Here is a 21,780-nt window from a genome sequence, read left to right as displayed (position 1 = left end):
ACTTAGAAAGGGTGGGTGAGCGGTGTGCTACTATATGACAAAGTGCATGAGGAGATAGAGCGGAGAACGACTGCACTTCAAACGATGCAAAGGCGAGACGGAACGTGGCAATTTTGTTTTGAAGGAGCTTTGCTAACGGATTGTCACATGATTTTTTTACTCAAATTATTAGGGCGAAATGACGAAATAGAACCGTTTGTGAAAAGGTTAGTATCTCTTCAAACAAATGAAGGGACTTGGAAATTATACGAAGATGAAAAGGGAGGGAATTTATCCGCGACGATCCAAGCATATGCTGCTTTACTTGCTTCGGAAAAATATTCGAAAGAAGATATGAATATGAGGCGAGCTGAAATGTTTATTAAGGAACACGGGGGAGTTTCTCGTGCTCATTTTATGACGAAATTTTTATTAGCGATTCATGGAGAATATGAATTTCCTGCGCTTTTTCACTTTCCAACGCCAATCTTATTTTTACAAGATGACTCCCCCCTCAGTATATTTGGGCTAAGCAGCTCAGCGCGTATACATTTAATTCCGATGATGATTTGTATGAATAAGAGATTCCGTGTAGAGAAAAAGTTATTGCCAAATTTAAATCATATTGCAGGCGGGGGTGGGCAATGGTTTCGAGAGGAGCGGTCTCCGCTGTTTCAATCGTTTTTAGGTGATGTGAAAAAGGTAATATCTTATCCATTATCGTTACATCATAAAGGATACGAAGAAGTAGAGCGCTTTATGAAGGAGCGTATAGATGAAAATGGAACATTATATAGTTACGCCAGTGCTACGTTTTATATGATTTATGCTTTGCTTGCATTAGGGCACTCTATTCAGTCTCCAATTATTGAGAAAGCTGTGACAGGATTAAAATCTTATATATGGAAGATGGACAGAGGAAGTCATTTGCAAAATTCTCCTTCTACCGTATGGGATACCGCTTTACTTAGCTATTCATTGCAAGAAGCTAAAGTTACAAATGAAAATAAGATGATTCAAAGGGCGACGGAGTATTTATTGCAAAAACAACAAACTAAAAAGGTAGATTGGAGCGTACATGCATCATCACTTGTAGCTGGCGGTTGGGGATTTTCAGATGTTAATACGACGATCCCTGATATAGACGATACTACAGCTGCCCTTAGAGCGTTAGCGCGAAGTAGAGGGAATGATAGAGTAGATGATGCGTGGGGAAGAGGTGTGGAATGGGTAAAAGGATTGCAAAACAATGATGGAGGCTGGGGAGCTTTTGAACGAGGGGTAACGAGCAAGTTACTATCGAATTTGCCGATTGAAAATGCGAGTGATATGATAACCGATCCGTCCACACCAGATATTACAGGTAGGGTGTTAGAATTATTCGGAACGTATGCACCGAATGAATTGCTTGAAGAGCAAAAAAAGAAAGCTATCAAATGGTTAATGGATGTACAGGAACAGAATGGATCATGGTATGGAAAATGGGGGATATGTTATATATATGGGACATGGGCAACGATGACAGGCTTACGTGCATTAGGAGTGCCTTCTACTCATCCATCGTTGAAAAAAGCAGCTTCATGGCTCGAACATTTGCAGCATGAAGACGGAGGGTGGGGAGAATCCTGTCAAAGTAGTGTAGAGAAAAAATTCATTTCTTTACCTTTTAGTACGCCGTCACAAACAGCGTGGGCACTTGATGCACTCATTTCTTACTACGATCAAGAAACACCGATTATTCGAAAAGGAATTACATATTTGCTCGCGCAGTCTACTATGAATGAAAAATATCCTACTGGTACAGGGTTACCGGGGGGCTTTTATATTCGCTATCATAGTTATGGGCATATATATCCGTTACTTGCTTTAGCGCACTACGTAAAGAAATATAGAAAATAAACCGAGAGATACTCTCGGTTTATTTTGATGGGTAGTAGGTCCCTGTTGAAAAGAATAAGGAACGTTGTAGTTCCTTATTTTTCTGTTGATTGGCGTTTTTGACGTGCATCAGCGGCATTTGCACGTGCGTTTGCTTCTAAGTCATTGTGGTCAGCGAGTTCGCGAGCGAACTCAACATCAATGCCATCGGCAGCTTTGTTTCGATTTACATTCTTTTTTTTCATTCGACACAATCTCCTTGTGTTTTATCCCGCATTAACGGGTAGTAAAACTCCCACCTCAAAATCCAGTTGGAACAAAGAAGTTAGGTGGGAGATTAACTGCCCGTAAATGCCCGATTGGTGAGGGCTAATAATCAGTGGGGGATGAACAAAATCCCACTGATTAAAGTTTCACTTTATGCGACGTTGCAAAGTTAGTTTGACACAAATAGACTTTTTTATACAAAGAGGATTTGGAAAGCATAGAGCCGAAATATACAATATAACTAATAGAAATGGGGGATAGAGATGGAATTGTTGAATGGGAAAACAGCTGTTGTAACGGGTGCTGCGCAGGGGATTGGAAAAGAAATCGCACGAGTTTTTGCAAAACTAGGGGCCAAAGTATTAATTAGTGATGTAAATGAAGAGAAGCTACAAGAAACGACACGTGAATTATCAGATGAAGGGTATGATGTGAGTTTATATCGATGTGATGTGAGTAATCAAAATGAAGCGAAGTCGTTAATTGAATATGCGGTGCAAAAATTTGGTACATTACATATTTTAGTGAATAACGCTGGGATTACAAAAGATGCAATGTTACATAAGATGGAGAAGTCTGCTTGGGAACAAGTATTACAAGTGAACTTAACTGGCGTTTTTTATTGTATGCAGCCAGCACTTCTTTATATGAGACAACAACAGTATGGACGGATTATTAATATTTCTTCTATTAGTAGGGAAGGAAACATTGGACAAGCAAATTATGCGGCTACAAAAGCAGGGGTTGTAGGCTTAACAAAAACAGCAGCGAAAGAGGTTGGAAGTTTTGGTATTACGTGTAATGCGATTTGTCCAGGGTTTATGGATACTGATATGACAAAAACAATACCGGATAAAGTAAAAGAGAAAATGGTTGGAGCGATTCCAGTTGGAAGAATCGGAACGCCGGAAGATATTGCAAACGCAGCTGCCTTTTTAGCATCAGAGTATGCGTCTTACATTACAGGAGAGGTATTAAATGTGAGCGGTGGGTTGCAAGTGTAAATGAATACATAATGAAAAGAACCTGACCGAGTAGGTCAGGTTCTTTCTCGTTAATTTAAGTTAATCCAAACGCTCTTCACTTCTGTATAGTTGTTCAGCGCGTAAGATCCCATTTCGCGGCCAAGACCGGATTGTTTAAATCCTCCAAATGGAGATGCTGCATCAAAGACGTTATAACAGTTTACCCATACAGTACCAGCACGTACTTTACTTGCAACATAGTGTGCTGTTTTAACATTTTCTGTCCACACACCAGCCGCTAAGCCGAATTGTGATTTATTTGCACGTTCAATTACTTCATCAATATCGTTAAAAGGTATTGCAGAAATAACTGGACCGAAAATTTCTTCTTTTGCGATCGTCATTTCGTCATTTACGTCAGCGAATACTGTAGGAGAAACGAAGTAGCCTTGATCGAATGGATTACTTCCTCCGCAAAGTACTTCAGCGCCTTCTTCAATCCCTTTTTCAATGTAGCTCATTACACGTTTTTGTTGTTCTTCGGAAACGAGAGGACCAATTGTTGTTTCAGGGTTAAGACCGACACCTTGATTTAGTTTTTTAGAATAGAGGACGAGATCAGCCATGACATTATCATACATTTTCTTTGGAATAAATAAGCGTGATCCAGCAGAGCATACTTGTCCTTGGTTAAACATAACACCAGAAAGTGCACCAGGAATCGCGCGAGATAAGTCGGCGTCTGGTAAAATAATGTTCGGTGATTTACCGCCAAGCTCTAAAGTAACACGTTTCAATGATTCAGATGCTTGTCGCATAATTTGTTTACCGACTGGAGTAGAACCAGTAAATGCAATTTTATCAACGAGTGGATGATTAACAAGTGCTTGTCCAGCTGATTCACCGAATCCAGGAACGATATTAATAACACCTTTCGGGAATCCAGCTTCTTCAATTAATTCAGCTAAGTATAGAGCGGATAGTGGAGTTTGTTCTGCAGGTTTTAAAACGATTGTACATCCTGTAGCAAGCGCAGCTCCCATTTTCCACATTGCCATAAGAAGTGGGAAGTTCCAAGGGATAATTTGACCGACGACACCAACAGCCTCATGGCGTGTATAGTTAAAGTAATCACCGGAAACAGGAATTGTTTGACCAACAATTTTCGTCGCCCAGCCAGCATAATAGCGCATATGCTCAATTGCAAGTGGTATGTCTGCCGCCATTGTTTCACGGATTGGCTTTCCGTTATCTAACGTTTCGAGCTGTGCGAGCTCTTCTTTATGCTCTTCCATTAAATCAGCGAGCTTGTACATAAGACGGCTGCGTTCAGCAGTGCTCATGCGTGACCAAGGACCTTCATCGAAAGCCATTCGAGCAGCTACCACAGCTTTATGAATGTCTTCGCGACCAGCTTCAGCAACGATAGCGAGTGTTTCACCAGTTGCTGGGTTAGGTGTTTTAAATGTTTTTCCGGAAGCGCTTTCAATGAACGCTCCGTTCACATATAGTTTCTTTGTGCCTTGAAGAAATTTCTCTACCTTTTCATGAAGATTTACAGCTAGTTGACTCATTGTATAACCCCCTTGAAAATATAATTTAAACGCAGTACGAGACGGCGTTTATTCCGAAATCAAGGATGTGGGAACTAGATGAAAAGCCTCTACTTAAAATCATAAATAAAAAACGCTGAAAATTCAAATTTCATTTTCGTTACAATTGTAAAAAATATGTAATGAAACATTGTATTCTATATAATTACAAAAAATCCTGCGCGTTTTTGTTTTCTAGTAGGAAAAACTAGAAAAACAGTGGTACAATTATACATCGTGAGAGGAGGGGGAAAATGAAGAATTATCATGATGATCCGCGCTTTCGAGTTGCCCATAGAGAAGCGTTAATTGGTCTTGGATTAGCTATTATTAATTTTATAATATGGTATGGATTTGCCTATGGGCTTGGAAGTAAGGATCCGAGTGAATATACATATGTATTAGGTTTTCCAGCATGGTTTTTTTATAGCTGTATCGTTGGATTTATCGTAATGGTTATTTTGCTTATTTTAGTTGTTCGTTTTTTATTTCAAGATATTTCACTCGATGAGGAAGAAAAAAGTGAGGAATGATAGATGAATTGGTATGTAATAATCCCAATGATAATTTCTTTTATCGTTGTGTTTTTAATTGGTGTATATGCATCAAGACGTGTACAAGCAACCGCTAATAATAAATTTTTACAAGAATATTTTCTTGGTGGGCGTGAACTTGGGGGCTTATTATTAGCTATGACGATGATTGCTACGTACGGTAGTGCAAGTAGCTTTATCGGCGGGCCTGGTATTGCTTACAATATGGGGCTTGGATGGGTGCTGTTATCAGCGATTCAAGTTGTAACAGGATATATCGTTTTAACGGTTATTGGTAAAAAGTTTGCTATTATCGCTAGAAAGATGGAAGCAATTACGCTTATTGATTATTTAAAGGGCAGATACAATAATAAAGCGGTAGTTGTTCTTTCTGCGTTATGTATTATAATCTTTTTGTTCTCAGCAACAGTAGCCCAGTGGGTTGGCGGCGGACGATTAATTGAGTCGCTAACAGGACTTTCCTACACAACGGCACTATTTTTATTTACATTTTCTGTACTTGTGTATGTGTTAATTGGTGGATTTCGTGCAGTCGCTTTATCAGATACGTTATTAGGAATCATTATGTTAGTCGGAACAACAATCATTTTAATTGCTACTGTCATTGCTGGTGGCGGAGTTGAAAAGATTATGCAGGAACTTATTCAAATTAATCCGAATCTAATAACACCGTTCGGAGCGGATGGAAGTTTAACGAAATCATATGTCACATCATTTTGGATTTTAATTGGGATTGGTGTCGTTGGATTACCGCAAATTAGTGTGCGTGCTATGTCTTATAAAAATTCAAAAGCTATGCACCAAGCATTAATCATTGGAACGGTTGTCGTCGGTACAATTATGATTGGTATGCATTTAACAGGTGTGTTTGCAAGAGTAGTCCTTCCAGGCATAACGGTACCAGATAAAGTAATGCCGCTACTCGCGATGGAAGTGTTGCCACCTTGGTTAGCTGGAGTTTTCTTAGCTGCACCAATGGCAGCGATAATGTCTACTGTGAACTCATTATTATTACTTGTAAGTTCGTCAATTATTAAAGATATATATGTGAACTACATAAATAAAGATGCCGCGGATAGTACGATAAAGAAAGGTAGCCTATTGATTACTGGTATCGTAGGATTACTCGTATATGCTGCCGCTATTAAGCCACCAGACTTTTTAATTTGGTTAAATTTATTTTCTTTCGGTGGTTTAGAAGCAGCGTTCATTTGGCCGATTGTGTTAGGTTTATATTGGAAAAAAGGAAATGCAACTGGAGCTCTTGCATCTATCTTAGTTGGAGTAGGTTCCTATATGTTTATTCACCTTTGCTACCCTAATCCATTCGGTATACATACAGTTGTTTTCCCGATTTGCTTTGCATTTATTTCTTATATAATTGGTAGTATGGTTACGATGAAAAAAGTAGCATGAAAATATAGAAAAACGTAGGAACTTCTAATATGAAGTTCCTACGTTTTTTGTTTATACAAAATTTATCTTTTTCATTCTGTATTCCGTCATGTATTCATAAAGTAATAACAATTGATGGGATGGAGTTGAGGTCTATGAAAAAAATATTATTTTTAGGAGACCCAGGAATTGATGACTCTTTAGCAATTATGTATGGATTATTGCATCCTGATATTGATATTGTTGGAGTAGTAACAGGATATGGGAATGTAACACAGGAAAAGGCGACGAGTAATGCGGCGTATTTATTGCAAATGGCGGGCCGGGAAGATATACCTGTTATTAATGGAGCGAAAATTCCTTTATCTGGGGAGTTTGTAACATATTATCCGGAAATTCACGGGGCAGATGGCTTAGGACCTATTAAGCCTCCTAAAACTTTTTCTCCCAATATTAAACCTTTTTGTGCATTTTTCGATATCATTGAAAAATATAAAGGAGAACTAATCATTGTTGATGCCGGCAGATCAACAACATTAGCGACGGCCTTTATTTTAGAAAAACCAATGATGAAGTATGTGAAAGAATATTATATAATGGGCGGAGCTTTTTTAATGCCCGGAAATGTTACACCAGTCGCGGAAGCCAATTTTCATGGTGACCCAATTGCATCACAATTAGTTATGCAAAATGCAAAAAATGTGACACTAATACCGCTTAACGTTACATCAGAAGCGATTATTACACCGGAGATGGTGAAATACATTACGAAACATTCTAAAACGAATTTCAAGAAATTAATAGAACCGATTTTCAATTATTATTATAAAGCTTATAAAAATCTGAATCCTAAAATAACAGGGAGCCCAGTGCATGATGTAGTAACGATGATGGTAGCGGCAAATCCATCTATTTTAGATTACGTGTATCGTCGTGTTGATGTAGATACGGTTGGAGTTGCGAAAGGGGAAAGTATCGCTGATTTTCGCCCGCAACCTGAAGCAAAAGCGTTGAAAAATTGGGTTAAAATTGGCTGGTCTTTACATTATAAAAAGTTTCTAGAGGATTTTGTGAAAATTATGACGTAGACATAATAGTAGCATACAAGTTAAAATAATGGAGATGATTGTTTAAATAATCATCTCCATTATTTTGTTTTTAAGAGATAAATAGAGAAGAGTTACACAATAGGAGAGGAATTTTACTTGAAAAAAACTATAGTATGCGCAGTGATTGTGGGTATTTTCGTTTTGCTAATATCAGGTAACTTTTTAGTGAAAAAAGTGTGGAGTTCAAATAATGATGATGCGCAGTACATAGCATCCTTTATTGAAGAACATAAAGATGAAAAGAATAGTGCACTTTTAATAAAAAGAAATGATAAAGTCGTGTATTCTGTAAATCCGGATGTTGTATTGCCAGTTGCTAGTACGATGAAGTTAATTGTGGCGCTTGAATATACGAAACAAGTTACAGAGGGGAAAATCGATCCGTCTAGTTTCGTTTCAATTAATGATGTGAATCGTTATTATGTGCCGGGTACAGATGGTGGTGCACAAGATAGATGGCAAAATTATTTGCAAAAAAAAGAAAAGATAACTGAAGGAGCGGTTTCTTTAGAAGAAGTTGCAAAAGGAATGGTTAAGTTTAGTTCTAATGCAAATACTGAATATTTAATGGAGGTATTAGGATTAGACAATATTAATCGGAATTTACAAAGTTTAGCACTTCCTGCACATCAACCGCTATTTCCGATTGTTTCATCTTTATACATTCCGGGATATTTGCATAAAGAATTACATGTTCCAAAATATAAAATAGAGAAAAAGTTAAAAGAAATGTCTCAAGAGCAATATCGTGAATATGCTATGATTATTCATGAACGCTTAAAAAAGAAGGGACCATTATTACAGAAGGAAATTCCTCTGTATTTAGAGGAACGTTACGACAAAATTTGGTCGGATAGATTGCCGGCTGCTTCCGCTAACGATTATATGGTACTGCTTCAAAAGGCAAATCATCAAGGTGGTCTTACAGAAGCGGAAGAAAAAGTGTGGGCGAATATCGTTGAAACAGATATGAGCGCAAAGAAATATCGTAAAACATTCAGGCATGCTGGACAAAAGAATGGTTATACACCATGGACGGTAACAAAAGCAGTTTATGCAATGGATAAACGAGGAAACTGTACAGAAATTGTTTTCTTGGCAAATAATTTAAATGAAGATGACAGTGCTGAAATACGTAAACATTTAGCAAATCTACACTTTCAAGTGTTGCAAAGTGATAAGTATGATGCGACTTTTATTAAATAAACTCGGTGCTATGAGCGCCGAGTTTATTTTTATGTACAAGCACTTTTTCACCATCCTTGGGTATGATGGGTAGTAACACTTAGGCGAAAGGGGAAAAGGTGATGAAACAGAGTAAAGAAGAGTTTATTAAGAATGAAGGCGCTGATTTCCCTGGGAAAACATATGTAGATTGTGTATTACAGCACGTATTTAATTTTCAGCGTAATTATTTATTAAAAGATATGTTTCAAGTGCATAGGGCACATATTACTATGTTAACTGAAGAGAAGTTAATGAAAAGAGAAGAAGCGAAAGTTATATTAATCGCACTTAAAAAAGTAGAGGGGATTCCAAAGGAGAAGTTGCTATATACAGAGCAACATGAAGATCTTTTTTTCTTAGTTGAACATTTGCTTTCCCAAGAAGCAAAGTGTGAATTTGTAAGTAATATGCATATCGGTAGAAGTAGAAATGATATGGGTGTAACGATGTATCGCATGAGTTTACGGCAATTTGTATTGCGGTTAATGGAACATCATTTATTGCTGCAAGAAAGTATGCTCGAGCTCGCCGGTGAACATATGGAAACAATTATGCCCGCGTATACACATACACAACCGGCGCAACCGACAACATTTGGTCATTATGTTTTGGCAATTTATGATACGATGCAACGAGACTTAGAAAGAATGAAAAAAGCGTATCATCTTTTAAATCATTCTCCAATGGGGGCAGCTGCGCTTTCTACAACAAGCTTCCCAATTAAGAGAAAACGAGTGGCACAGTTACTTGGGTTTACAAATGTAATTGAGAACTCATATGATGCTGTTGCTGGAGCAGATTATTTATTAGAAGTTAGCTCGTTACTAATGGTTATTATGACGAATACGAGTAGATGGATTCATGATTTTTTACTATTAGCGACGAAAGAATATGATGGGATTACTGTAGCGAAGCCATATGTGCAAATAAGTAGTATTATGCCGCAAAAACGAAATCCTGTTTCAATAGAACATGCTCGTGCTATTACGAGTAGTGCTTTAGGGGAAGCATTTACTGTATTTCAAATGATTCATAATACACCATTTGGCGATATTGTCGATACGGAGGATGACTTGCAGCCGTATTTATATAAAGGGATCGAAAAGGCGATTCGTGTTTTTTGTATGATGAACGCAGTTATTCGAACGATGAAAGTAGAAGAGGAAACGTTAAAAAGTCGTTCATATAAACACGCGATTACGATTACAGATTTCGCAGATGTTTTAACAAAAAACTATGAAATACCATTTCGGCATGCACATCATGCAGCAAGTGCGATTGCGAATATGTCATTGGAGCAGAAAAAGGAGTTACATGAATTAAATTTCAAAGACATAAATGTATACTTACAAGAAAATTTGAAAGTAAATTTATTAGAAGAAGAGTGGAAAGAAATTATATCACCAGAAGCTTTTATTCAAAAAAGAAATGTATATGGTGGACCGAGTAAAAAAGAGATGGAGCGTATGATTAAAAATCGAAAAGAGTCATTTCAAAAAGAAGAAGAGGTATTTGAAAAGGAAAAACAAAGAATTTTACAAGCTGAAAATGATTTGAATACGTTAGCTTCGAACATTATTAAATCGTAAAAGAAGGATTTAATGAATTAATCGCCAATACTTAATGAAACTATAAATAGAGAGAAGAGATTGTCGATGATTCAATTACATGTATATGAAGAGATTCTTAACTTTACAGAAGAAGTTAAACCATTTTTAGAGAAGAATGAGCAGGAAAATAATCTCATATTAGGTGTATTACAAATGGTCCAAGAGCCGATATTTATAGGAGTAGCAAAACAAGAGGAAGAAATTGCAGCTGTATTTCTTCAAACAGAAGAAAAGAAACAAATAATTGTTGCTACGTCTGAGATTTCGGCAGTAGCTATTAAGGAACTTGCAAAAGAGTTAACGAAAGTATATCCACATATTCCTGGATTGATTGGTAATAAAAAAATCGTACAGAAATTAGCGGAAGAGATTGCAGTGTTAGAGAATAAGAAAACTAATGTTGCAATGGAGCAAGGTATATATGAATTAAAACAAGTAAAGAAAAAGTGGAACGGAGATGGAATCTTTCGAGAAGTAAGTAGTGATGAGCTAACATTAATAGAGCAGTGGATATATCAATTTTGCGAAGATGTGAAGCTTCCTACTACGAAAGAAGAAGCGAAACAAACTGCTCATACATTAATTACTAATCGTCGTCTATTTGGTTTAGAAGTAGACGGGAAGATTGTTTCTGTAGCTGCAAAAACGAGACCGACTACAAACAATATAACAGTTAATTTCGTATATACACCGAAAGAAGCTCGGAAAAAAGGGTACGCATCTAGTTGTGTCGCTGCACTTAGTCAACGTATGTTAGATGAAGGCTACAAAACAACGACATTATATACGGACCTGGCAAATCCAACATCAAATAAAATTTATCAAGAAATTGGTTATGAGAAGATTATGGAGTCTGTACTTATATTTTTAGAGAAATAGAATGAAAAGGCACGCTATTATAGCGTGCCTCTTTGTTATTCATCAATTCGAATAACTTCGCCTTGCGGAAAGTCTTCAGTCTCTAATAAGTTACGAATAGCTTTCGCAACATATTCAGGTGACAGTAGCTTTCCTTCTTCTTTTAATGCGGTGAATCGATCTAAGTTAATAAAGTCTTCCTTATTTGTTTCACGAATTTGTGCTTGCATATTTGTATCAACAACACCGGGTGCGAAAGCGACAGTTTTTACAGGATATTCTTTCTCCACTTCTTCAGTAGCTACGCACTGTGTAAACATATTTACACCGGCTTTCGTTGTACAATAAGCTCCCCATCCGAAATAAGGATTTTTTCCTGCTCCAGATGAAATATTTATAATGCGTTTTTCTACTTTCCAGTCTTTCGTATGTTTCATGAAAGTGGAAGTAAGGATCATTGGTGCGATTAAATTAATATGAACGTTCGTAATGAATTGTTCACTTTCTGACTTTTCAATAGGTTTCATTGGTGCAAGTGTTCCTGCATTATTAATTAAATGAATCGATGAGACATTGTCTTTTTGAATAGATGAAAAGACTTCGTTAAAATGAGTTTCTAAATTATGTACATCTTGAAGATCTATGGAATGGAAAATACAATTGCTGTCGTTTTGCTCTGCGAGTTTTACAAGCTGTTTATTTTCTCTCCTAGAAATAGAGATAACGGTTGTATTTTCTTCTAACAATTGCACGGCGATTGCCTCACCTAAACCTTGTGAAGTTCCTGTTACGATAACGTAGCGCATAGTGTAGCAAACTCCTCTCATATGTGTGGAATTTTGTTGGACAACGTACATTATATAGTTTGTCTACATTTTATAGTATAGAGCACTTTTTACTATAAATGAAATGAGATGATTGTGTGCCTTTTATGAATCGTTTTACAACAACAGTAACTGGTGCCGTCACGTTCACTGGGAACACGTTGGGACTAAGTCCTACATCACCTGCACCAAACAATAACTTCGGCACGATTGATGTGTTTACAACGATAAATACATCGCTTCAAGTACCTGGATTCCCGGCAGGAACAACGAATGACTGGCCATTAAATTCTTCAAGTGCAATTTTGAACCTTCCAGCAGGGAGTAGTGTTTTATACGCAGAACTAGTATGGGCCGGCACATACCGGACCGATACAGAGGATGTTACAGCATTTTTAAATGATAATATTTCATTTACAACACCAGCAGGAACATTTTCTGTTGCACCAGATCCTGCAACTGCGCAGCAAGGTTCGGTAGGAAACCAGTTTTATTATGCTCGCTCTGCTAATGTAACGAATCTTGTAAGTGCAGGTGGGGCAGGCACATATACAACAGGTGCCGTGCCAGCTGCAAGAACTTCAGCTGATCCAACAATCAGTCGTTCAGCTGGCTGGACGCTTGAGGTAGTTTATCAAAATGCAAGTTTACCACTTCGGAATTTGTCAGTATATGCAGGTCAAGAAATTATCGATGCTTCATCCCCGCCAGTTGATGCTACTATTTCAGGGTTTGCTACTCCGGCAACAGGAGCTGTTACAGGAAGAGTGCTCGTAACTGCTCAAGAAGGTGATTCTAACATTGTTGGAGATCAGCTTCGCTTTGGACCGAATGCAAATGCTACAGTCGCATTATTCGGACCGAGAAACCCCGCGAATAATTTCTTTCAATCACAAATTTGTAATGATAGTGGCAATCTAGATACGAGCGGCACATTTGGAGATTTGAATCAGCCGTTAGGGATAGCTTTAGCGGTCCGAAGACAAGGGTGGGATATTACGAATGTAGATGCCTCATCTTCTTTAGTAAACAATCAAACGTCAGCAACTGTTCGCTTTGTCACAAATGGAGATGGATACGCTGCAGCTGGTTTTGGTGTTCAAATTGATGCGACAGGTCCAATTATTAATCCTGTTAAATCGGTTAATAGAACAGTTGCAGGGGTAGGGGATACTCTCACCTATACGATTACGGTCCCGAACACAGGAACAGGAAGTGCAGAAAACGTTGTATTACAAGATAGTATTCCGAACGGAACGACATTTGTAGCAGGGAGTGTAACGGTAGGTGGAGTAACACAACCGAGTGCGAATCCAGCGAATGGAATTAATTTAGGTACAATCCCAAATAACACGCAAAGAATTGTTACATTTCAAGTTCGAATAACATCGTTCCCGAACCCAAACCCTATTCCAAATCGTGCAATGGTGTCATACCAATTCCGTCCTTTTGTTGGAAGTCCTCCTATCACAAGTACAGCTTCTTCAAATACAGTACAGACGACGGTAAATCGCGCAAATGTAAGTTTGCAAAAATCTGTAGATTTACAGACGGCAACACTTAATGATGTATTAACGTACACAGTTAATGTGACGAATAATGGGAATGTCGCTGCAAATAATGTGATTTTTGTTGATAGTATACCTGCTGGAACAACGTTTGTAACAAATAGTGTTACGGTAAATGGAGTAGCTCGACCAGGAGCGAATCCAGCAAGTAGTATTAATCTTGGAAGTATTAATGCTTCGCAAACGACTGTAGTACGCTTTCAAGTTCGAGTGACATCTAATCCTCTTGTAAATCCAATTCCGAACCGTGCAAGTGCAACGTTTAACTTTATTCCGGTTCCTGGTCAACAACCGGTTTCAGGCCAAGCGACAAGTAATACAGTATTTACTACAATAAATATAGCCGATATAAGAACGAGAAAAACAGTAGATAGAGCTTTTGCGACAATTAATGACGTTCTTACGTATACCGTTACAATTGAAAATACAGGAAATGTACTGGCGACGAACGTTATTTTTCAAGATCCAACCCCAATTGGAACGACTTTTATACCAAATAGTGTAACTGTTGATGGAGTTTCGCAACCTGGGGCAAATCCAGCGACTGGGTTTACGGTAGCGAATATATCTCCAGGTGGAAGTAGAACGGTGACTTTTCAAGTGCGAGTTACATCTACCCCATCAGGAGGCACGATTGCGAATCGGGGTAATGTAGCTGCTAATTTCGTCGTTATTCCGAATCAACCGCCAGTAACGATTAATAGGCAAACGAATACCGTTGTAACACAAGTTAATACAGGTGGTTTAAATGTAATAAAAGAAGTAAATACAGCTCAAGCGGCAGTAGGTGATACTTTAACATACACGATTGCCGTCCAAAATACAGGTAACGTTCCGTTAACAAATGTATTTTTCCAAGACACTACTTCTTCAGCGGTTTCTTTCGTTGCAAACTCTGTAACAATTAATGGAACACCACAAAGTGGACTAAATCCAAATTTAGGATTTTCTCTTCCGAATATCCCTGCGGCTCAGACAGTTGTAGTTACATTTGAAGTATTAATTGAGCAGGATCCGCCAAATGAAGATATTTTAAATCAAGCAAATGTAACAGCAAGTTTTCAAGTGAATCCGAGCGAACCACCAGTAACAATTAATGTTCCTAGTAACATTGTTAACACAACTGTACAATCGGGGGATTTTGAAGTTGTGAAATCAGTCAATACGGATGTTGCAACGGTAGGGGATGTTTTAGTATATACAATCGAAATCATAAATGCAGGTAGTGTACCAGCGACAAATGTATTTTTCCAAGATTCAATTCCGCAAGGGACATTATTTATTGAAAACAGTGTATTAGTTAATGGTGTTTTACAAGAAGGAGCAGATCCAGAACTTGGATTTCCACTAAATAATTTGCCTACTGGCGCAAGTGTAACTGTTTCGTTTGAAGTATTAATTGATGAAATTCCCCAAGGAAATAATGTCGTAAATAATGCGAATGTAACTGGAGATTTCCTTGTAAATCCAACAGAGCCACCAATTACTGTAACAGTACCAAGTAATACTGTTATGACAGTTGTGAATTCTTCAGGGCTAAATGTAATGAAGAGCGTAAGTGCTAGTGAAGCCGGTGTAGGAGATACGTTAACGTATACAGTTCGTATACAAAATAGTGGAACAGTAGCAGCGACAAATGTATCATTCCTTGATCCGATTCCATCTGGAACAACGTTTGTTGCGAATAGTGTAACAATAAACGGGATATCTCAACCTGGTTTAGATCCGACAACTGGATTTCCGCTTGCTAATATTCCAGTAGGAGGGATGGTAACTGTCACTTTCCAAGTGTTAATCACAAGTGTGCCAGCGAACAGGGTACTTCCGAATAATGCGAATGTAACTGCTGATTTCCAAGTAAGTCCTTTGCAGCCACCAATTACAATTGTAACGATTAGTAATATTGTTGTGACGCGAGTGAATGTAGGATCACTTAATGTAATGAAGAGTGTAAATACACCACAAGCAGGAGTAGGAGATACGTTAACGTATACGATTCTTATTCAAAATACAGGAACTGTTCCTGCAACGAATATTATTTTTCAAGATCCAATTCCGTCTGGTACTGCGTTTGTAGCAAATAGTGTGACAATAAACGGAGTCGTACAGCAAGGCGCGGATCCTATGGCAGGTTTCCCAGTACCAAATATTCCGGTCGGGCAAACGGCTACGATTACGTTTCAAGTTACAGTGACAAGCGTTCCGAGCGGTGGAAATATAAGAAACCAATCGAACGTTACTGCAAGTTTTCTTATAAATCCGGCAGGACCTCCTATAACGACTGTTACGAATAGTAATTTTGTAGTGACACAGGTAAATACGGCACAGTTAAATATACAAAAATCTTCATCTGTACAACAAGCTGCACTTGGAGAAACTTACACGTATTCTGTTGTCATTAGAAATAATGGAACGGTAACAGCGATGAATGTTTCTTTCCTTGATCCAATTGCTCCAGAAACAACATTTGTAGCAAATAGTGTAGTAATAAATGGAACACCTCAACCTGGATTTGATCCAAATATAGGTTTTACGCTTCCTAATATTGCTGCTGGAACATCATTGACTGTAACGTTCCAAGTAACAGTAGTTGCGCCATCCACGCGCGGAGCCGTACTAAACACCGCATCTGCAACAGCCACTTTTTTATTAAATCCTTTACAGCCCCCTGTAACAACGACGAATACAAGTAATACGACAGTAGTTACGATACCGTTACCTCCTCCTGGTGAAGTAACAGCAACAAAAACAGTTGACGTTGCAACTGGAGCGGTTGGGGATGTATTAACGTATACCGTGCTAATTTCAAACGTAGGAATTATACCTGTTACAGATGTATTCTTCCAAGATGTCATACCAGAAGGAACGACATTTGTAGAAGATAGTGTAACGATAGGTGGGGTGCAGCAACTTGGTTTAAATCCAGAAATAGGATTTACAGTTACCCCATTATTAATTAATGGTGGAAGTATTGAGGTAACGTTCCAAGTGACGATTACAGAAATTCCAGATAATGAAGTCATATTAAATGATGCAGACGTTACATTTACTTCACAACCAAATCCTCAGGAACCACCGATTACGGAAACGATATTAACGAATTTAGTCGTTACGACAATTAATATAGCTTCGATTTTTCCATTAAAATTAGTAGATAAAGAAGTAGCCACTGTAGGAGAAATTTTAACGTATGATGTATTAATCTTTAATTTCGGCACAGTGGCAGCGACCAATGTTAAGTTTATCGATACTACTTCCGCCGGTGTAGCATTTGTACCGGGAAGTGTGAGCATAAACGGGGTGCCGGCACCAGGATTAGATCCGTTCATAGGCTTTACAGTTCCAGATATACCTGTAGATGATTTTGTACTTGTCACATACCAAGAAATGGTAACGAGCATACCTCAAGGTGGAACAGTAGTTAACTTTGTGGATGTTACGGCTACATTTGCTGTAAGTGAAACAGAGCCGCCTATAACTGAAACAACGACAAGTAACACGACATTAACGAAAATAAATGAATCTGGTTTGAATGTTTTAAAATCAGTAAGTCAGCCGGTTGTTGCAGTAGGAGATACAATCACATATACCACAGTAGTTCAAAATACGGGAACGGTGACAGCGACGAATGTTCAATATAGTGATGTATTACCTTCCTCTATAACATTCATACCGAACAGTGTAACGATAGACGGTGTGTTACAACCTGGATTCAATCCTAATAATGGATTCTCGCTTCCAGATATAAATCCAGGGGAAAGTGTAGAAGTCATATTCCAAGTAACAGTTGTCAGTGTTCCATCAAATGGAACGATTGCCAATACGGCAAATGTGACTGGAAGTTTTACTTTAGTACCAGGAGAACCACCAGTTATAGTAAACCAACCAAGCAATACAACACTCACAACTGTAAATAGAGGACGATTTAATGTTATAAAACAGGTGAACAGGGCTGCGACTCTCGTTGGCGATGTATTAACGTATACAGTGCAAATAACGAATACAGGAACAGTAACAGCTAACAATGTTCAGTTTATTGATACGATTTCAGCAGGAGCGTCACTTGTCCCAAATAGTGTAACGGTAAATGGAACTCCGCAACCTGGTTTGAATCCGATTACTGGGTTTGGAATTGGCGATATACTTGTTGGCAATACGACTATAGTGACGTTCCAAGCGACAGTGACAAATATTCCATCTTCAGGAACGATAGCGAATGTTGCAAATATAACAGGAAGTTTTACTTTAGTACCAGGAGAACCACCAGTTGTAGTAACAGAGCCGAGTAATACGACAATAACAAGGGTAAATAGAGGGCGATTCAATGTTATAAAAACTGTCAACAAACAGGCGACACGATTAGGAGATACGTTAACGTATAGTGTGCAAGTTACAAATACAGGAACGGTAACAGCGACAAATGTGCAATTTATTGACGTTCCATCACCTAGTTTAGAATTCGTTCCAGGGAGTGTACAGATAAATGGGATTCCGCAAGTAGGTTTAGATCCTTTTGTAGGCTTTTCATTACCGGATCTCCCAGTAGGAGCTAGTGTACTCATAACGTTTGAAGTAACTGTAATCTCAATCCCGCCTTCTAATAGCATTATGAATTCGGCGCGTGTAACGGGTAGTTTTGAACTTATTCCAGGAGAACTACCGTTTACAATTACGAGTTCGAGTAATACGACAGTAACTCCAGTAAATAGAGGTAGTTTAGATATGTTAAAAGAAGTAGATCATCCAATTGTTGGAGTAGGAGAAACGGTAACGTATACTGTTCGTATATTAAATACTGGTACGGCTGATGCGATGAATGTTCAATTTATAGACGTGTTATCTCAGGAAGCTGATTTTGTCCCAAATAGTGTAACGATAAATGGAATACCACAGCCGGGGTTAAATCCACAGATTGGATTTACGATACCAGATATCCCAGTAGGTGAAACGGCGATTGTAACATATGAAGCTACAATTACAAGTTTTCCAGATGGTGGTACAGTAGTGAACGTTGCTGGGGCATCGGCAGAATATATTTTAGTACCAGGGGAACCGCCAGTTACAGTGATGGACACGAGTAATACAGTTATTGTAACGGTAAATACTGCAATCTTATTTGTTGCAAAAGGAGCAAACTTTGAAGTAGCAATGGTAGGAGATGTTGTCACTTACGGAATTGCTGTTATAAATGATAGTACAGTTCCTGTGACGAATATTATTTTAACAGACATCATTGACCCAAATACGTTATTTATAAATGGCACGGTAACGGTAAATGATGTACCTTTTCCATTTGCCAATCCGAATACTGGTATCCTTTTAGGTGATTTTCAGCCGAATGATGCAGCAATTATTAATTTCCAAGTTGTAATAACAGGAGGGCAAATAAATAACTTAGTAACAAATACTGCTACAGCGAATGGGCTTGCAACTGTAAATCCTAATGAGCCGCCAGTAGTAGTTGAAGGCGATAGTAATACAGTTGTTATCCCGTTTATTCCTCAAAATGTTTCAACAACAGTCGTAAAAACGGCAGATCTTCAATCAGCAACGATAGGCGATGTTATTACGTTTACGACAGTTATTACAAATACGGGAGATACAGCGATACAAAATATTCGTTTTCAAGATATGTTAGATAGTAGTGTTCAATTTGTTCCTGGAAGTGTAACTGTTGATAATACGCCAGTGCCAAATGTAAGCCCAGTATCAGGGTTTCTTATAGGAAGTTTAAATCCAGGTGAAGCACGGACAGTTTCGTTCCAAGTAACAGTTCAGAGTGCACCAAGTGGTTCAGGAAATTATATTAATCAAGCGAGTATTCGCTTCGAACATCAAGTAGGCACAGTATTGCCACCTGTTACACAAATAATAGATAGTAACATAGTTGTCATTCCATTTGTTCCAACGATAGAACAAATTTGTGAAACAAACTTTAATTGTTTAGACAAAATTCCACTTCACTGTTCTCCGTGTAATCAGTTGCGAATAAATAAAAAATAAACACAAAAAGAGCATCCTGAAAGAATAGGATGCTCTTTTTGTTTAGCGTGCCCAGCTAAGCTGGGCACTGCTTGCTGGTGAAAGTCCAGCCTAGGTAAGAGCCAAGTCGCCTAGTAGCTGACAGGCAGCTGGTGGAGAAATCCTAAGGTTGAAGCCCTGTGACAAAGTAACTTTTACTAGAAGTGCGAGCGAATCAACAGACCGTAACATAAAGTGAACCTTGCCGCCTCGTTAAAAGCAACCTAGAAATAGGACAAAGGGAAGTCGAGCCTGGTGAATATGGGCGAAGACCATGGAAGATGTAAAGAACTTGGAAATACGACATCGAAGAATCCCTCGGGGTACGGAGGGCGGTATGTTGAGAAAGTAGTGTCTGGAACTGGGGAGCCCCTCCTTTGCCCTTTCTTTCAGAAAGGAGAGAGGAAACCTATAAGCATATACGAAATGGTGGACTGTAAAGAGGGAGTCGGAGGAGGTCATAGTACTGAATATCATAACGACAACACAACGTTATGTAGGGAAGGACCTCTACTTTGTTCATAAGTTGGAAGGAGGTAAGAGTGAGTGAATGCTGGAAAACTAGCTAACTACACTGATGTAAAAGCTCAAGAACTTTGGAAGACTTTATATCTTTGTGCCAAAGAAAGTTCAAGTCGTAGGTTTCACGCGTTGTATGACAAAATATATCGTCCTGACATATTGGCTGAAGCATGGAGAAGGGTAAAACGAAATCAAGGAAGCGGTGGAATTGATGGACAGACGATTGAAGAAATCGTGTATCAATATGGAGAACGAAACTTTCTCAATGAATTATATATAGAATTGAAAAGTAAATCATACCATCCACAAGCTGTAAGAAGAATGTATATTCCAAAAGGTGATGGAAAACAAAGACCGCTTGGAATTCCCACGATCAAGGATAGGGTTGTACAAATGGCAACGAAATTGGTGATAGAACCTATCTTCGAAGCCGATTTTCAAGACTGTTCGTATGGGTTTCGCCCGAAACGAAACGCACATCAAGCGATATCGAAGATACGGAAAGCGAGTAAAACATCTCATTGGATTGTAGATGTAGACATACAAGGATACTTTGACAATATTAATCATGACAAATTAATGAGGCTTGTAGAAAGAAGAATCAGTGACCGAAGAGTGTTAAAACTCATTAGAAAATGGTTGAAAGCGGGAATCATGGAACATGCGCAATTTCATGAAACGACATTAGGTACACCACAAGGTGGCGTGATATCTCCATTACTTTCTAATATATATTTAAACTATATGGATACCATTTGGGAAAAGAAGTGTAAACATTTGGGGGAACTAATTCGATATGCGGATGACTTTGTCATCGTATGTCAAACAAAACAACAAGCATTAGAGAGTATTCGGATACTACAATCCATTATGAATAAGTTAGAACTTACAATCCATACAGAAAAGTCGAAGCTAGTGAATACGTGGGATGGAAACGAGGGATTTGATTTTCTAGGATTTCACCACCGAAAATACCCTAAACATGTGAAAGGCGGGAAGAAAGTGCATGTGATGGCACATATTCCGAGCCAGAAAGCCATGAGGAAAATGCGGGAACGCATTAAAAGATACACAGAGCCGAGGAACAAACTGTATTTACAATTGGAAGAGATGGTGAAAGGTTTAAATAGAATTCTGCAAGGATTCAAGAATTATTATAGCTTATCTTCAATTGGACAGAAGTGGCTCTGTAAAATAGACTGGTACGTCCTAGAACGACTTAACCTTTTTTGGAATAAGAAAAGAAATGTTCGAAAGAAACATGGTCGTATCAAGGACTTGATGAAGAAAACAACATATGCACTCGTGAAAGTAGGAGGATAGAACAAAACTGAACGCCAAAGAAGGAAGAACATCGGAAAGCCGTATGAGGGAAAACCTCACGTACGGTTTGATGAGGGGAAGCTGAAAC

13 protein-coding genes are annotated in these 21,780 nt (G+C 38.4%); 10 read left to right on the top strand and 3 right to left on the bottom strand.

All coding sequences use genetic code 11. From position 1 onward, the window contains the following. Window positions 1–24 precede the first annotated feature (24 nt). On the top strand, window positions 25–1,878 hold the full coding sequence (locus tag QCI77_RS17900; protein ID WP_353825308.1) for a terpene cyclase/mutase family protein: 1,854 nt from the start codon (window positions 25–27) through the stop codon (window positions 1,876–1,878). 74 nt (window positions 1,879–1,952) lie between these two features. Here the strand turns inward: QCI77_RS17900 and QCI77_RS17895 are convergent, their stop codons facing one another. Next, window positions 1,953–2,102, bottom strand: a complete 150-nt coding sequence (locus QCI77_RS17895) for a YfhD family protein (protein WP_002066466.1) — start codon at window positions 2,100–2,102, stop codon at window positions 1,953–1,955. A gap of 285 nt (window positions 2,103–2,387) precedes the next feature. Here QCI77_RS17895 and fabG point away from each other — a divergent pair, with 285 nt between their 5' ends. Next, on the top strand, window positions 2,388–3,128 hold the full coding sequence (fabG, locus tag QCI77_RS17890; RefSeq protein ID WP_002014354.1) for a 3-oxoacyl-ACP reductase FabG: 741 nt from the start codon (window positions 2,388–2,390) through the stop codon (window positions 3,126–3,128). A 50-nt stretch (window positions 3,129–3,178) separates the two neighbouring features. Here the strand turns inward: fabG and dhaS are convergent, their stop codons facing one another. Further along, complete coding sequence (gene dhaS, locus QCI77_RS17885) at window positions 3,179–4,663, bottom strand: aldehyde dehydrogenase DhaS (protein WP_002087742.1); 1,485 nt, start codon at window positions 4,661–4,663, stop codon at window positions 3,179–3,181. Between the two features lie 272 nt (window positions 4,664–4,935). On the opposite strand from dhaS, the gene QCI77_RS17880 reads away from it, so the two are divergent. The 6 genes from QCI77_RS17880 to QCI77_RS17855 all read left to right on the top strand — a co-directional run bounded on the left by QCI77_RS17880 (window position 4,936) and on the right by QCI77_RS17855 (window position 11,455). Then, the gene (locus QCI77_RS17880; protein WP_002014357.1) at window positions 4,936–5,214 is read left to right on the top strand and encodes a YhdT family protein; all 279 of its coding nucleotides are present in this window, start codon (window positions 4,936–4,938) and stop codon (window positions 5,212–5,214) included. A 3-nt stretch (window positions 5,215–5,217) separates the two neighbouring features. Next, window positions 5,218–6,651 carry a sodium/pantothenate symporter gene (gene panF, locus QCI77_RS17875; RefSeq protein ID WP_002087740.1) on the top strand — a complete coding sequence of 478 codons (1,434 nt, stop codon included), beginning with the start codon at window positions 5,218–5,220 and terminating at the stop codon, window positions 6,649–6,651. 134 nt (window positions 6,652–6,785) lie between these two features. After that, complete coding sequence (locus QCI77_RS17870; RefSeq protein WP_044439956.1) at window positions 6,786–7,718, top strand: nucleoside hydrolase; 933 nt, start codon at window positions 6,786–6,788, stop codon at window positions 7,716–7,718. A 117-nt stretch (window positions 7,719–7,835) separates the two neighbouring features. Further along, a complete protein-coding gene (locus tag QCI77_RS17865) occupies window positions 7,836–8,945 on the top strand; it encodes a serine hydrolase (protein WP_002128464.1) in 1,110 nt (369 codons plus the stop codon). A 101-nt stretch (window positions 8,946–9,046) separates the two neighbouring features. Further along, complete coding sequence (gene argH, locus QCI77_RS17860; protein WP_044439958.1) at window positions 9,047–10,555, top strand: argininosuccinate lyase; 1,509 nt, start codon at window positions 9,047–9,049, stop codon at window positions 10,553–10,555. A gap of 66 nt (window positions 10,556–10,621) precedes the next feature. After that, a complete protein-coding gene (locus tag QCI77_RS17855; protein ID WP_353825307.1) occupies window positions 10,622–11,455 on the top strand; it encodes a GNAT family N-acetyltransferase in 834 nt (277 codons plus the stop codon). Between the two features lie 35 nt (window positions 11,456–11,490). Here QCI77_RS17855 and QCI77_RS17850 read toward each other — a convergent pair whose 3' ends face one another. Beyond that, a complete protein-coding gene (locus tag QCI77_RS17850) occupies window positions 11,491–12,240 on the bottom strand; it encodes a (S)-benzoin forming benzil reductase (protein ID WP_353825306.1) in 750 nt (249 codons plus the stop codon). 116 nt (window positions 12,241–12,356) lie between these two features. On the opposite strand from QCI77_RS17850, the gene QCI77_RS17845 reads away from it, so the two are divergent. Further along, window positions 12,357–19,829, top strand: coding sequence for a DUF7507 domain-containing protein (locus QCI77_RS17845; RefSeq protein WP_353825305.1), 7,473 nt, complete (start codon window positions 12,357–12,359; stop codon window positions 19,827–19,829). Between the two features lie 564 nt (window positions 19,830–20,393). Then, window positions 20,394–21,692, top strand: a complete 1,299-nt coding sequence (gene ltrA / locus QCI77_RS17840; RefSeq protein WP_088031616.1) for a group II intron reverse transcriptase/maturase — start codon at window positions 20,394–20,396, stop codon at window positions 21,690–21,692. Window positions 21,693–21,780 lie beyond the last annotated feature (88 nt).

Origin of the sequence: Bacillus cereus group sp. MG9 (genome assembly GCF_040459995.1) — a bacterium.
Taxonomy (GTDB): domain Bacteria; phylum Bacillota; class Bacilli; order Bacillales; family Bacillaceae_G; genus Bacillus_A; species Bacillus_A mycoides.
The sequence above is the reverse complement of the archived record's forward strand: the minus strand, read 5'-3'. Positions and strand labels throughout refer to the sequence as shown.

Bases quoted from the DNA above. Each gene is read 5' to 3' on its own strand.
- QCI77_RS17895 (WP_002066466.1), bottom strand. From the start codon at position 2,102: ATGAAAAAAAAGAATGTAAATCGAAACAAAGCTGCCGATGGCATTGAT.
- fabG (WP_002014354.1), top strand. From the start codon at position 2,388: ATGGAATTGTTGAATGGGAAAACAGCTGTTGTAACGGGTGCTGCGCAG.
- dhaS (WP_002087742.1), bottom strand. From the start codon at position 4,663: ATGAGTCAACTAGCTGTAAATCTTCATGAAAAGGTAGAGAAATTTCTT.
- QCI77_RS17880 (WP_002014357.1), top strand. From the start codon at position 4,936: ATGAAGAATTATCATGATGATCCGCGCTTTCGAGTTGCCCATAGAGAA.
- panF (WP_002087740.1), top strand. From the start codon at position 5,218: ATGAATTGGTATGTAATAATCCCAATGATAATTTCTTTTATCGTTGTG.
- QCI77_RS17870 (WP_044439956.1), top strand. From the start codon at position 6,786: ATGAAAAAAATATTATTTTTAGGAGACCCAGGAATTGATGACTCTTTA.
- argH (WP_044439958.1), top strand. From the start codon at position 9,047: ATGAAACAGAGTAAAGAAGAGTTTATTAAGAATGAAGGCGCTGATTTC.
- QCI77_RS17855 (WP_353825307.1), top strand. From the start codon at position 10,622: ATGATTCAATTACATGTATATGAAGAGATTCTTAACTTTACAGAAGAA.
- QCI77_RS17850 (WP_353825306.1), bottom strand. From the start codon at position 12,240: ATGCGCTACGTTATCGTAACAGGAACTTCACAAGGTTTAGGTGAGGCA.